Here is a 14,027-nt window from a genome sequence, read left to right on the forward strand (position 1 = left end):
GTCAGCCCTGCCCGCCCGGGACCACGTCCCAGGTGGCGAGCAGCTCGTCGCTGCGCCCGGCGTCGCGCCCGCCGCGCAGCCGGGTGACCTCCTGGCGGAGCCACAGGCGGACGTACTGCGGCTCGTCGGGGTGCAGCCGGCGCTGCGCGACGGCGAGGGCGCCGAGCTTCGACGGGTCCGCGACGATCGACGGCAGCTGGCCCTCGACCTCGGCCCGCCCGACGCCGACGCCGCGCGGCGACAGCGGCACGCGCACGACGTCGCCCTCGGTGGTCAGCGCGTCGACGTACGTCGAGCGGATCTCCCCGTCCAGGTCGACGCCGAAGGCGAACTGCGACATGGGCGCGAACGGCCAGAGGTCGTCGGTGCCGCGGGCGGTCCCGTAGGTGACGAGGAGCGTCCCGGCGAGCAGCACGGCACCCCGCCAGGCCAGCCCGGCGCGGGACAGCCGTACGACGCCGCCGACCGGCGCGGTCGCGCCCGCCCCGCGGCCGGCGCTCACGGCACCGCCACCGGGCGACGGTCCGGGCGGCCGCCGAGGCGGGCCGGCAGCCAGCGGGCCAGCGGCGACGGCTCCGGCGGCGGCGGGGTGACCCCGACCAGCCGCTCCAGCGGCAGGAACGCCAGCAGGGTCAGCAGGTGCGGCCAGAAGGCGATGGTGATGCTGACGTAGGTCACGAGGTGGAACACGAAGAACCCCGCGACGACCCGGCGGCGCCAGCGCTCGGAGAGGGCGAAGAGGCCGGGGGCGAGCAGCTCCATCGCCATGATCCCCCACTGGCTGGCCTGGATCAGCGACGGTGCGCGGCGCAGCAGCTCGTCCGCGACCCACGTGCCCCTGCGGATCACCGCGCGGGCGACCGTGCCGCTCGTGACCCAGCCGAGCCCGCCGAAGCGCAGCTTGGCGAACGCCGCGTAGAAGTAGGTGGCGACGGCGCCGAGCTGGGCCATCCGCAGGGTCCAGCCCGCGGCCTCGCTGCGGGTGGCGGACCGGAGCCGGACCGCGCCGAGGGTCGGCACCACCGCGAGCGCCAGCAGGTAGCCGAAGCGGTCGTGGTCGACCTTGCCGTAGGAGAAGGCGATGACCTGGTACTCGAGGTAGAGGGCGAACACCGTCCAGCCCAGGACGCGGCTGTAGCGCCCGCGCACGCACAGGACGACGAGCGCGCAGGCCAGCAGGACGACGCCCCACTTGCACAGCTGCACGAGCTCCACCGTGGGCGTGGGCAGCGGCAGGACCCGGCCGACGAGCAGCGGCTGGTAGAACGCCGGGTCGGCGTGCCCGTGGTACTCCCCGGACGTGTGCAGCACGAGCACGTCGAGCGGGACGAAGAGGTAGACGAGGACGCGGAAGACCGCCGCCCGCGCCTCGGGCACCGGGGCGTGCAGCCAGCGCACGAGCCCGCTCACCGCGACCACTCCGCGAGCACCTGGCGGCGCTCCTCGCCGGTCGGCACGGTGTCGACGACGACCGTGCTGACGCGCAGCAGGCGCATGCCGGTCCACGGCTCGGCGCCCGGCTGCAGCCGGTCGCGGGCCTCGGCCAGCTTCCCGAGCAGCGCCGGGTCGGCCTGGATCCGGTCGAGCTGGCCCTCCACCTCGGCGCGGTTCATCCCGACCGTCCAGGGGTTGAGGTGCGCCGGCTCCCACGTCCCGCCGTCGGTCCTCGCCTCGATCGCCGCGACGCTGATGGCGCCGGTCGTGTTCGAGCTCGTGGAGTACATGCGGAAGGGGCCGAAGGGGAACGCGTCGTCGTCGCCCCAGAACGTCCCGGCGGTGAGCAGGACGGCGACGACGAGGGTCACCAGGGCGCGCGCCGCGCGCCCCCCGTCGCCCAGCCGGCGGACCGGGTCCGCCGCGGGGCCGCCGCCGGCGACCGCCCCCGCCGGTCCCGCGCCGCTCTGCGTGCCTGCCCGTGCGTCCCCGCTCACCGCCGCAGGGTAACCGCGGTGCGGGGCCGGCCGGGCGCTGCGCGGCGCGACGTGGCACGGTCGTGACCTGGCCCCGCACCGGCGGGGCGGCGAGGCGCCCGGGGGGCGCGGGGAGGAGCGGCGGGGTGGGGCGGCGCAGCAGGGCCACGGGGCTGCCCGTGGCGGGCGGCCTCGCCGTCCTCGCCGCGTCGGCGGCGGTCGCCACCGCGGCCGCCCCGGCCCGCACGCCGCCCTCGCCGCCCTCCCCGCCGCTCGTCGTCGCCGGGCTGGCCGGCGGGCCCGGCCTGGGCGTCGCCGCGCTGTCCCCGGCCCAGGCCGCCGCCGCCGGGCGCTACGTCCCCGGCTCGAGCGTGCTGCGCCGCCCCGACGGGCGCTACGTCACCGGGCCCGGGGCGCGGCCCGGCCCGTACGACCTCCTCGCCTCCGCCGAGCGCTCGGCGGCCTCGGACCCGGGGCTGGTGCGGGCGGCCGTCGTGGCGGACCGGGCCTGGCTGGCCTCGGGCCGGGTGCCCGGGCGGCCGGGGGAGGAGCGGCGCGCCGCCGAGCGGGCCCTGCTCGACCTGCGCCTGCTGCAGCGACCGGACGGCGCCGTCGTCGCGGGCCAGCGGCGCCACTGGGACTACACCTGGCCGCGGGACGCGTCGTTCGCCGCGGTGGCCCTGGCGCGCACGGGGCACCCGGAGGACGCGCTGCGCAGCCTCGACTGGCTCGCCGCGGTGCAGGAGCCGGACGGCACCTGGGCCGCCCGCTACCGCCCGGAGGACGGGCAGCCGGTGCCGGACGGGCGCCCGTACCAGCTCGACGCGAACGGGTGGTTCCCCTGGGCCGTCTGGTCGTGGGCGGACAGCCTCGGCGGGGCCGACGACCTCGACGCCGACGGGCGCGCCGCGCTGCTGCGCCTGTGGCCGGCGGTGACGGCCGCGGCCGACGCGGCGGCCGGGTCGCTCGACGAGCGCGGGCTGCCCCGCGCGACCCGGGACTGGTGGGAGCTGCCGGTGGACGACGTGACGGTGTCGACGTCGGGCGCCCTGCGGTCCGGCCTGCGCGCGGCGGCGGCGCTGGCGGACGGGCTGGGCCGGCCCGACGAGGCGCAGCGCTGGGCCGCGGCCGCGGTGCGGCTCGACGCGGGCGTGCGCGAGCGGTTCGGCGGGACCGGCTACCGGCGCACGCCCGACGCGGGCAGCGGCGCCGACGCGGGCATGGCCGTGCTCGCGCCCCCCTTCGCGCCGCCGGACCCGGGCGTGGCGGCCGCGCTGGACGACACCGAGCGCCGCCTGGCCGCGCCCGGCGGGGGGCTGCTCCCGGGGGAGGCGTTCTCCGGGCCGCGGCTGTCCTGGGTGCCGGCCGCGGGGCAGGTGATGCTCGCCCGCGCGGCGTCCGGGGACGCGCGGGGCGCGCAGCGCTGGGTCGACTGGCTGCTGGCCGCGCGCACCGTGCTCGGGGCCCTGCCGGAGAAGGTCGACGCCGCGGGCCGCCCCGCGGAGGTCGCGCCGCTGGCCTGGGCGGACGCGCTCTACCTGCTCACGCTCGTCGCCCGGGACGAGGGCGTGCCCGCGCCCCCCGTGCCGCGGGGGCCGGCGCCCTCAGCGCAGGCGGCGGAGCAGGTCGGCGGCGACGGGGCCGGCGTCGCGGCCCCCTGAGCCGCCGTCCTCGAGGACCACCGCCACCGCGAGGTCGCCCTGCGCCGCGACGATCCACGCGTGCGTGCGCGGCGGGACCTCGGTGCCGTACTCGGCCGTGCCGGTCTTGGCGATCGCCGGCGGCCCCGGCAGGTCCGCGAGCGCGCCGCCGCTGCCGCCGGTGACGACGCCGCGCATGAGCCCGCGCAGCGTCCGCGCGAGCCCGGGGTCGAGGGGGCGCGGCGGCACGGCGGCGGGGGCGGCGTCGCCGGTCACGAGCGACGGGCGGCGGTACGTGCCGTCGGCGACCGTCGCGGCCACGGAGGCCATGGCGAGCGGGCTCGCCAGCACCGTGCCCTGCCCGATGGAGGCCGCGGCCCGCCCGAGCGGCTCCGGCTGCGCCGGCACCGAGCCGGCGTACGCGCCCAGGCCGAGGCCCGACGCGACGCCCGCCGGCCCCTCGACCCCGAGGCCGTACAGCGCGGCGGCCCCGGGCAGGGCGCCCGCGGGCAGGTCCTCGGCCAGCCCGACGAAGGCGGTGTTGCAGGACTCCGCGAAGTCCGTGCGGAACGGGACGTCGCCCAGGGCGAAGCCGTCGACGTTGGTGAACGCCTTGCCCTCGACGACCGCCTCGCCCGGGCAGGCGACGACGTCGTCGGGGTCGAGCCCGCGCTGCAGCAGGGCCGTCGTCGTGACCACCTTGAACGTCGAGCCCGGGGGGTACTGCCCGGCCAGCGCGCGGTCCGGCCCGTCGGCCGGGCCGCTGGCGGCGGCGAGCACCGCGCCGGTGCTGGGGCGCACGACGACGACCCCGCCGGCCCGGCCCCCCAGGGCGGCCTCCGCGGCGGCCTGCACGTCGAGGTCGAGGGTGGTGCCCAGCGGCCGCCCCGGCTCGGCCCGGAAGCGGTGCAGCACGCGCACGGGCTCGCCGTCCTCGCGCGCGACGAGGCGCACGGACCCGCCGGGGCGCCCGGCCAGGCGCTCCTGGTACGCCCGCTGGAGCCCCGTCGTGCCGACGTCGTCCACCTCGCTGGCGTACGGCCCCGCCTCGGCGAGCGTCTCGGCGGTCGCCGGGCGGACCGTGCCGAGCACGCCGCGCCCGAAGTCGGGCGTCGGGGCGAGCGTGCGCTCCCCTGGCGAGGCGATGGTGCCGGGGACGTCGCGCACCTGCTGCTCGACCTCGCGGTACGCCTCCTCGCGCAGCGTGATCACCGGCACGACCTGCAGCGGGTCGGCCTCGGCCAGGCGCTCCTCGAGCGCGTCGGCGTCGACCTCCAGCACCTCCGAGGCCAGGCGGCGCAGCGCCGCGCGGTCGCTCGCCCGCTGCGGCTGCACGCCGACCTCGACGACCGGGCGCACCTGCATGAGCGGGCGCCCGCGCGCGTCGAGCACGGGGGCCCGGGCGGGCAGCTCGCGGAGCCGGGCGAGCCGGGTGCCCTCGGTGAGCGCGGGGTGCACGGTGCGCGGGTCGGCGTGGACGGTCCACCCGTCGCCCTCGGGCCGGACGAGCACGGTGCCGTCGTAGGTCCAGGTGCCGAGCGAGCGCAGCTCGAGCGCGGCGCGGAACGGCACCGCGCGCAGGCCCTCCGGGTCCGGCGCCGGGGTGCCGGGCGGCGTCGCCCCGGCGGCGTCGCCCTGCGCGCGGGCGGCCGGCGTCGCGGGCGGGGCGCCCGTGCTGGCCCCCGTCACCTCGGCCTCGAGGCCGTCGACGCGCAGCGTGCCCGCGACCTCCTCGAGCAGCGCCCCCGCGGCCGCCGGGTCGTCGGTGAGGGCCGCGGCCGCGGCGGGGTCGTCCGGGCTGCCCGTCCAGGCCTCGAGGTACGCGGTCGCCGCGGCCAGCGCGCCGTCCTCGGACGGCTCCGGGCTCGCGCCGTCGTCGCCGGTGCACCCGGCCAGGAGCAGGAGCGCGAGCCCGGCGGCGAGCACGGAGGGTGAGGACCGCATGCGACGGACCCTAGTCCCGCCTCCCCGACGGGCCGGTGCGGGCGGCGAGCACCGGGCGTGCCGCGCCGGCCCGCCGGGCGCGCTCGGCGGCGGTGCGCGACGCGGGGGCGGGCGACCCTGCAGCGGCCCCCGGCGGGGGCGGGCCGCTCGTTCCGCGGACCACGAGGCGGGTGGGCAGCACGACGTCGGCCGGGGGGACGTCCTCGCCGTGCAGCAGGTCCAGGGCCACCTCGGCGGCGACCCGGCCCTGGCCCGCGGCCGGCTGCGCCACCGTGGTGAGGTCGAACAGCACCGCCATCGGGTGGTCGTCCACGCCCACCACGGAGACCTGCTCCGGGACGGCGCGGCCCGAGCAGCGCAGCCCGTGCAGCACGCCCATGGCCATCTCGTCGGAGGCCGCGAACACCGCCGTCGCGCCCTGGTCGGCCACGACCCGGGCGGCGGCGGCGATGCCGCTGTCGACCGTGTAGTCGCCGGTCAGCTCGAGCGCCTCGGAGCGCTCGAGCCCGGCCTCCTCCAGCGCCCAGCGGTAGCCGGCCAGGCGGTCGCGCGGCGTGGTGTGCAGGCCCTCCTCGCCGCGCTCGACGCCGACGAAGGCGATCCGCCGGTGCCCGAGCCCGACGAGGTGGCGCACCGCCGTGACCGCGGCGCCGTGGTCGTCGATGCGCACCCCGGGGAACTCGCTCTGCCCGCCGACGACGACCACCGGCTTGCCGAGCCGGCGCAGGGCCGCCTCCTCCTGCGGGGACAGGGCGATGCTCAGGACGAGCACGGCGTCCACCCGCTTGCTCAGCAGGTGCCCGAACACCCGGCCCCAGGCGTCGCGCCGCCCCTCGAGGTCCCACAGCAGCAGGTCGTACCCGGCCTCGGCGAACACCGGCTGCATGCCCTGCACCACCGAGCCGAAGAACCAGCGCGACACGTGCGGGACGACGACGCCGACGGTGCGGGTGACGCCGCTGGCCAGGCTCGCCGCGCTGGGGCTGGCGACGTAGTCCAGGCTCGCCGCGACCTCCTGCACGCGCCGGCGGGTCTCCTCGGAGACCCGGGGCAGCCCGCGCAGCGCGCGCGAGACGGTGGCGACGGACACCCCGGCCTGCTGGGCCACGTCGCGGATGCTCGTCACGGGGTGCCTCGTCCGGGGTCGTCGGGGGTGGCGGTCGTCCTGCCGCGGGGTCGGGGTGCTGCCGGTCGGGCCGGGACCGGCCGGCGGCGCGTCCCCGGCGGCCGGCCCCCGCGGGGTGCAGGGGCCGGCCGGGCCGGGCTCAGCCCTTGACGCTGCCCGCGAGCAGGCCGCGGACGAAGTAGCGCTGCAGGGCCAGGAACACGACCACCGGGATGACGATCGAGATGAACGCGCCGGCCGACAGCAGGTACCAGTCGGTGCCGCGCGTGCCGCTGAGGTTGGCCAGGGCCACCGTCATCGGCGCGGTCTGCGGCGTGCCGCCGGCGAAGGTGAGCGCGACGAGCAGGTCGTTCCAGACCCAGAGGAACTGGAAGATGCCGAAGGCGGCCAGGGCGGGGGTCATGAGCGGCAGGACGACGCTGAAGAAGGTCTTGACGTGCCCCGCGCCGTCGACCCGCGCCGCCTCGATGAGCTCGGCGGGCACGTCGCGCATGAAGTTGTGCAGCAGGAACACCGCGAGCGGCAGGGCGAAGGTCGAGTGCGCCACCCAGATGCGCACGAACTCGCCGACGTCGCCCTGCACGAACAGGGTCAGCAGGGGGATGAGCGTGACCTGGATCGGCACGATCTGCAGCGCGAACACCGCGATGAAGAGGAAGTCGCGCCCGGGGAAGTGGATCCAGGCGAACGCGTACGCCGCCAGCGCCGCCAGCACCATCGGGATGACGACCGACGGCACCGTGATGACGAACGAGTTGACGAGGTAGTCCACGAGGCCGCCGCCGCCGGACTCGCGCCCGAGGGCCTCGCGGTAGTTGTCCAGCGTGAACGTCGGGTCGGACAGGGCGGTCCACCAGCCGGTGCGGCGGATGTCCGTCTCCTCGCGGAACGACGTGACGAGCAGCCCCAGCGTCGGCAGCGTCCAGAGGACGGCGATGACCACGGCCGCGAGCGAGGCCCACGGGGAGGTGAGGCGCTTCTTGCCGCGCGAGGCGGTGGTGCTGATCGTGCGGGCGACGCTCGGGACGACGGCCGTGGGGGCGCTGGTGGTCATCGTGCCTCCGAGGCGCGCAGCTGGCGGATGTTGTAGGCGACGATCGGGACGACGAGGGCGAAGAGGACGACCGCGAGCGCGGCGCCGATGCCGCCCTGGTCGGCCCGGAACGCCTGCGTGTAGAACTCGTTGGCCACGACGTTCGTGTCGAACTGCCCGCCGGTCATGGTGCGGACGATGTCGAAGACCTTCAGGGTCGCGATGCCGATCGTCGTGAGGACGACGACGAGGGCGGGGCGGATGCTCGGCACCGTGATGTGCCGGAAGAGCCCGACGCCGGACACGCCGTCGAGGCGGGCCGCCTCGATGATGTCGTCGGGGATGGCCTTGATCGCGGCGGACAGCACCGTCATCGCGAAGCCGGCCTGCACCCAGATCATCACGGCGATGAGGAACAGGGTGTTCCAGGGCGCGTTCACCAGGAACTGCTGGGGGCTGAAGCCGAGCCACACGAGCACCTGGTTGAGCAGGCCGATCTGCTGGATGTTGCCCTGCTCGGGGCGGAACTCGTAGACGAACTTCCAGATGATCGAGGCGCCGACGAACGAGATCGCCATCGGCAGGAAGATGAGGGCCTTGGCGAAGGCCTCGACGCGCGCGCGGTCGATGAGCACGGCGTAGACGAGCCCGATGCCGGTGGCCACGAAGGGCGTCACGACGACCCAGAGCGCCGTGTTGCGCAGCACCGTGAGCTGGTCGCTGTTGGTGAAGATGAACTGGTAGTTGTCGAGGCCGACGAAGCCGCTGCCGTCGGCCTGCTGGAACGACTGCAGGATCGTGCGCAGGGCCGGGTAGACGAGCCCCACGGCCACGAGCAGCAGGGTGGGCCCGACGAAGCCGAGCGCGACGGCCCGGTCTCCGCGGCGGCCGGAGATGCGGCCGATGAGGAACAGGACGAGGGCGATGAGGGCCAGGAAGACCACCACCGCCAGCGCCATCTGCCCGAACTTCTCGGCGGTGGTCACCGCGGTGCCTCCTTCGGACGGGGCGGGGACGAGGGGCGGGACGGGGGACGTGCGGGACGAGGGGCGGGCGCCCGCGCGGTGCGCGGGCGCCCGCCGACCTCAGCGGCGCGTCAGGACGCCGGCCAGGCCGCCTCGATCTTGTCGACCGTCTCCTGCGTCGACTGGCCCGTGATCCAGTTCGTGGCCTGCTTCCAGAACGCGTCGGCGCCGACCGCGCCGGGCATCTGGTCCGAGCCGTCGAAGCGGAAGACCGCGTTCGGGTCCTGCAGGATCTCCGCGGAGAGCTGGTCGATCGGGCTCACGAGGTTGTCCACCTCGAGGCCGCTGTTGGCGCTGACCCAGCCGCCCTGCGGGGTGGCGATCGCCTTCTCGTTGGCCCAGGTGTCCGAGGACAGGAAGGTCTGGAACGCCTGCACCTCGGGGCGGTCGTCGAAGGCGAGGACGAACTCGCCGCCGCCCAGGACCGGGCGGTCCTCGGCGGTCTGGCCCGGCAGGTAGAACGCGAAGACGTCACCGTCCTCGGCGACCTCGGTGCCCTCGGGCCAGTTCGCGGCGTAGAAGCCGGCCTGGCGGTGCAGCGAGCACGCGCCGTCGATGATCGGCAGGCCGCCGTCCTGGAACGTGGTCGTGGCGATCGTCGTGACGTCGCCGTAGCCGCCGTTCACGTACTCGGGGTTCTTGAGGTACTCGCCCACCGCGTCGAGCGCGGCCGTCGACTCGGGGCCGTTGAACGGGATCTCGTGGTTGACCCACTGGTCGTAGACCTCCGGCCCGTTGAGCCGGAGCATCATGTCCTCCATCCAGTCGGTGACCGGCCAGCCGGTCGCCTCGCCGGACGCGATGCCGGCGCACCACGGGACCTTGCCGTCGGCGACCATCTGGTCGGTGAGCGACTTCAGCTCGTCCAGCGTGGTCGGGACCTCGTAGCCGGAGTCCTCGAACTCGCTGGGGGAGTACCAGACGAAGGACTTCACGTTCGCGCCGAGCGGCGCGGCGTAGAACTGCCCGTCGACCGAGCCGTAGCCCTTCCAGTCCTCGCCGAAGAACTCGTCGACGTTGGCGGCGGTCTGCTCGGGCGCCGGCACGGCCGCGCCGGTGGCGACGAGCTGCTGGAGCAGGCCCGGCTGCGGCACGTACGCGATGTCGGGCGCGTTGCCGGCCTTGGCGCGCACGAGCACCTGCGCCTCGAAGGCCTTGTCGCCCTCGTACTGGACGTCGACGCCGGTGCACTCCTCGAACGCGGCGTAGGAGTCCAGGTGCGGCTGGTCCTCCGGCGTGACGATGCTCGTGTAGACCGAGACGGTCTTGCCGTCGATGCCGGGGAAGTCCTGCGTGTACTGCTCGTACGCGGAGCAGTCGGCGCCGCTGCCGCCGCCGCTGCCGCCGCTCGCGGTGTCGTCGCCGCCGTTGTCCGAGCCGCACGCGGTGAGCACCAGCGAGAGCCCGAGGACGCCGGCCGCGAGGGCGGCCGGCCGGTTCGTGCGAGAGCCCATGGCCCGTTGCCTCCAGTGGTGGGTCCGCTCCGTCCGGGAGCGCTTCCGGTAGGCGGCGGTCCACCGAGGACCGCCGTTGTCCTGGGCACGATGGAAACGTTTCCGCAGCGACCGCGCAAGCGGATCGGGACAGGTCGCCGTAACGATCCGGCAACGTCGGCGGCCTGTGAGCGCTGCCACCCCGCGGCGCGGCCCCCGCGTCGCTGCCGGGGGCTGTCGGGGGCGGCGCCTAGACTCGCGGGCGGCCGGGGTCGAGGGCAGGACCGACCCGCGGGCCGCGGATCGAGGGGAGCGCCGATGGCCGACGCGAGCGGCTCGTTCGTGCACCTGCACGTGCACACCGAGTACTCGATGCTCGACGGCGCGGCGCGCGTCAAGGACCTCTTCTCCGAGGCCGCGCGCATGGGCATGCCGGCCGTGGCCATGACCGACCACGGCAACATGTTCGGCGCGTACGACTTCTGGAAGGCCGGGCGCGCCGCCGGGGTGACCCCGATCATCGGGACCGAGGCCTACCTCGCCCCCGGGCGCACCTCCCGGCGCGAGAAGACCCGGGTCCGCTGGGGCAGCGGCGGCGAGGACGACGTCTCCGGCGGCGGGGCGTACACCCACATCACCCTGCTGGCCGAGACGACCCAGGGCATGCACAACCTCTTCCGGCTCAGCTCCCTGGCCAGCCTCGAGGGCTACTACTACAAGCCGCGCATGGACCGGGAGCTGCTGCAGACGTACGGCGCGGGGATCATCGCCACGACGGGCTGCCCCTCCGGCGAGGTCCAGACCCTGCTCCGCCTCGGGCGCTACGAGGAGGCCAAGGCCGCGGCCGGGGAGTTCCGCGACATCTTCGGGCCCGACAGCTACTTCCTCGAGCTCATGGACCACGGCATCGGCATCGAGCGCCGGGTCCGCGACGACCTGCTGCGCCTGGGCAGGGACATGGGCCTGCCGCGGGTGGCGACGAACGACCTGCACTACACCTACCCGGAGGACGCGACCGCGCACGAGGTGCTGCTGTGCGTCCAGTCCGGCTCGACCCTGGCCGACCCCAACAGGTTCCGGTTCGACGCGCAGGACTTCTACCTCAAGTCCGCCGAGGAGATGCGCACGCTCTGGTCGGAGGCGCCCGACGCGTGCGACAACACGCTGGCCATCGCCGAGCGGTGCAGCGTGGAGTTCAGCGAGGGCGCGGGCCGCTACATGCCCCGCTACCCGGTGCCCGACGGTGAGTCCGAGCAGTCCTGGTTCGTCAAGGAGGTCGAGCTCGGGCTGCGCCGGCGCTACCCGGCCGGCGTGCCGGACCGGGTGCGCCGCCAGGCGGAGTACGAGACCGAGGTCATCGCCTCCAAGGGCTACTCGGGCTACTTCCTCGTCGTCGCGGACTTCATCGGCTGGGCCAAGCGCAACGGCATCCGGGTCGGCCCCGGCCGCGGGTCCGGCGCGGGCGCCATGACCGCGTACGCGATGGGCATCACCGACCTCGACCCGCTGCAGCACGGGCTGATCTTCGAGCGGTTCCTCAACCCCGAGCGCATGTCGATGCCCGACTTCGACGTCGACTTCGACGAGCGCCGGCGCGGCGAGGTCATCCGCTACGTCACCGAGAAGTACGGCGACGACCGGGTCGCGCAGATCGTCACCTACGGCACCATCAAGGCCAAGCAGGCGGTCAAGGACGCCGGGCGCGTGCTGGGCTACCCCTTCGCCATGGGCGACCGCATCACCAAGGCCATGCCGCCGTCGGTGATGGGCAAGGACGTCCCGCTCACCGGCATCTTCGACCCCGCGCACAAGCGGTACGGCGAGGCGGGGGAGTTCCGCGCGCTCTACGAGAGCGACCCCGACGTGCGCCGGGTGGTGGACACCGCCAAGGGCCTGGAGAACCTCAAGCGCCAGTGGGGCGTGCACGCGGCCGGCGTCATCATGTCGAGCGAGCCGCTGCTCGACCTCATCCCCATCATGCGCCGCGAGCAGGACGGGCAGGTGATCACGCAGTTCGACTACCCGAGCTGCGAGGACCTCGGCCTGGTCAAGATGGACTTCCTGGGCCTGCGCAACCTCACGATCCTCGACGACGCCCTGAAGAACGTCGAGGCCAACCGCGGCGAGTCGATCGACCTCGACGCGCTGAGCAAGGACCCGACCGACCCGGCGACGTACGCGCTGCTGGGGCGCGGCGACACCCTCGGGGTGTTCCAGTTCGACGGCGGGCCGATGCGCGCGCTGCTGCGCCTCATGAAGCCCGACAACTTCGAGGACATCTCGGCCGTCGGCGCGCTCTACCGGCCCGGCCCGATGGGCGCGGGCTCGCACACCAACTACGCGCTGCGCAAGAACGGCCAGCAGGAGATCACCCCGATCCACCCCGAGCTGGCCGAGCCGCTCGCCGAGATCCTGGGCACGACGTACGGCCTCATCGTGTACCAGGAGCAGGTCATGGCCATCGCCCAGAAGGTGGCGGGCTACAGCCTCGGCAAGGCCGACCTGCTGCGCCGCGCCATGGGCAAGAAGAAGCGCGAGGTCCTCGACGCCGAGTACGTCGGGTTCCGCGACGGCATGGTGGCCAACGGCTTCTCCGAGGCCGCGGTCAAGACGCTGTGGGACATCCTCGTCCCCTTCTCGGACTACGCGTTCAACAAGGCGCACTCGGCGGCGTACGGGCTCGTCTCGTACTGGACCGCCTACCTCAAGGCGAACTACCCGGCCGAGTACATGGCCGCCCTGCTGACGAGCGTCAAGGACGACAAGGACAAGTCCGCGCTCTACCTCAACGAGTGCCGCCGCATGGGCATCAAGGTGCTGCCCCCCGACGTCAACGAGTCCGACGCGGAGTTCACCCCGACCGGCACCGACATCCGCTTCGGCCTGTCCGCGGTGCGCAACGTCGGCGCCAACGTCGTCGCGTCCATCGCGGCGACCCGCCGCAGCAAGGGCCGCTTCGCCGACTTCTACGACTTCCTGCGCAAGGTCGACCAGGTGGTCTGCAACAAGAAGACCATCGAGTCGCTCATCAAGGCCGGCGCGTTCGACTCGCTCGGGCACACCCGCCGCGGGCTGCTCGCGGTCCACGCCGACGCCATCGACGCGTTCGTCGACACCAAGCGCAACGAGGCCATCGGCCAGTTCGACCTGTTCGGCGGCGGCGACGACGGTGGGGGCGGGGACGACGGCGGCGTCGGCGCCACGGTCACCCCGCCGATCCCGGTCGGCGAGTGGGACAAGGCCGCGCTGCTGGCGTACGAGCGCGAGATGCTCGGGCTCTACGTGTCGGACCACCCGCTCTTCGGCATCGAGCACGTGCTGTCCTCGGCCTCGGACTGCTCGGTGGCCTCGCTCACCGGGTCCGACGACCGCCCGGACGGCGCGGTCGTCACGCTCGGCGGGCTCATCACCGGCCTGCAGCGCAAGATGACCAAGCGCGGCGACCCGTGGGCGATCGCCACCCTCGAGGACCTCGAGGGCGCGATCGACGTCATGTTCTTCCCGTCGACCTACCAGCTCGTGGCGACCTCGCTCGCCGAGGACGCCGTGGTGCTCGTCAAGGGCCGGCTCGACCGGCGGGAGGACACGCCCAAGGTCGTGGCGATGGAGCTCAGCCTCCCCGACCTCTCCGAGGGCCCGCGCGGGCCGGTCGTCGTCACCCTGGCCACGGCCCGCTGCACGCCCCCGGTCGTGGAGCGGCTCAAGGAGGTGCTCGGCACGCACCCGGGCGTGACCGAGGTGCACCTGCGCCTGCAGTCCAGCCGCGGCTCGACGCTGCTGCGGCTCGACGACGGGCTGCGGGTCACGCCGTCGACGGCGCTCTTCGGCGACCTCAAGGCGCTGCTCGGCGCCCAGTGCCTGGGCTGAGCGGCGCGCGGGGGCCGGGGCTCCCCGGGGTGCGGCGGACGCGGTGGAC

General features: G+C 75.2%; 10 protein-coding genes. 2 read left to right on the plus strand and 8 right to left on the minus strand.

What is annotated here, in order from left to right; all coding sequences use genetic code 11:
- Position 1 precedes the first annotated feature (1 nt).
- Genes D5H78_RS17730 through D5H78_RS17740 form a run of 3 tightly spaced genes read right to left on the minus strand, consistent with a single transcriptional unit; the run spans position 2 to position 1,931 of the window.
- Positions 2 to 502: a hypothetical protein gene (locus tag D5H78_RS17730; protein WP_119951831.1), complete on the minus strand. Its 501-nt coding sequence runs from the start codon at positions 500 to 502 to the stop codon at positions 2 to 4.
- On the minus strand, positions 499 to 1,410 hold the full coding sequence (locus tag D5H78_RS17735; protein WP_133412089.1) for an MFS transporter permease: 912 nt from the start codon (positions 1,408 to 1,410) through the stop codon (positions 499 to 501). Before D5H78_RS17735 ends, D5H78_RS17730 begins: the two co-directional genes overlap by 4 nt.
- Positions 1,407 to 1,931 (minus strand): hypothetical protein, encoded by a 525-nt coding sequence (locus D5H78_RS17740; RefSeq protein ID WP_119951833.1) that lies wholly within the window; start codon positions 1,929 to 1,931, stop codon positions 1,407 to 1,409. Before D5H78_RS17740 ends, D5H78_RS17735 begins: the two co-directional genes overlap by 4 nt.
- A 125-nt stretch (positions 1,932 to 2,056) precedes the next feature.
- Between D5H78_RS17740 and D5H78_RS17745 the strand changes: the two genes are divergently transcribed.
- A complete protein-coding gene (locus D5H78_RS17745; protein WP_119951834.1) occupies positions 2,057 to 3,571 on the plus strand; it encodes a glycoside hydrolase family 15 protein in 1,515 nt (504 codons plus the stop codon).
- On the opposite strand, the gene D5H78_RS17750 is transcribed toward D5H78_RS17745, so the two are convergent.
- From D5H78_RS17750 to D5H78_RS17770, 5 genes are all read right to left on the minus strand, one after another.
- Positions 3,515 to 5,494 carry a penicillin-binding transpeptidase domain-containing protein gene (locus D5H78_RS17750; RefSeq protein WP_133412090.1) on the minus strand — a complete coding sequence of 660 codons (1,980 nt, stop codon included), beginning with the start codon at positions 5,492 to 5,494 and terminating at the stop codon, positions 3,515 to 3,517. The two genes, D5H78_RS17745 and D5H78_RS17750, sit on opposite strands and share 57 nt — an antisense overlap.
- Positions 5,495 to 5,504: 10 nt before the next feature.
- Positions 5,505 to 6,620, minus strand: a complete 1,116-nt coding sequence (locus tag D5H78_RS17755) for a LacI family DNA-binding transcriptional regulator (protein WP_119951836.1) — start codon at positions 6,618 to 6,620, stop codon at positions 5,505 to 5,507.
- A gap of 139 nt (positions 6,621 to 6,759) precedes the next feature.
- A complete protein-coding gene (locus D5H78_RS17760; protein ID WP_119951837.1) occupies positions 6,760 to 7,674 on the minus strand; it encodes a carbohydrate ABC transporter permease in 915 nt (304 codons plus the stop codon).
- Entirely contained in the window at positions 7,671 to 8,612 is a 942-nt protein-coding gene (locus D5H78_RS17765; RefSeq protein WP_119951886.1) for a carbohydrate ABC transporter permease, read from the minus strand. Before D5H78_RS17765 ends, D5H78_RS17760 begins: the two co-directional genes overlap by 4 nt.
- Positions 8,613 to 8,749: 137 nt before the next feature.
- Entirely contained in the window at positions 8,750 to 10,132 is a 1,383-nt protein-coding gene (locus D5H78_RS17770) for an ABC transporter substrate-binding protein (RefSeq protein WP_119951838.1), read from the minus strand.
- A 297-nt stretch (positions 10,133 to 10,429) separates the two neighbouring features.
- Here D5H78_RS17770 and dnaE point away from each other — a divergent pair, with 297 nt between their 5' ends.
- Positions 10,430 to 13,978: a DNA polymerase III subunit alpha gene (gene dnaE / locus D5H78_RS17775; protein WP_119951839.1), complete on the plus strand. Its 3,549-nt coding sequence runs from the start codon at positions 10,430 to 10,432 to the stop codon at positions 13,976 to 13,978.
- The last annotated feature ends 49 nt before the right edge of the window (positions 13,979 to 14,027 follow it).

Origin of the sequence: Vallicoccus soli (genome assembly GCF_003594885.1) — a bacterium.
GTDB lineage: Bacteria > Actinomycetota > Actinomycetes > Motilibacterales > Motilibacteraceae > Vallicoccus > Vallicoccus soli.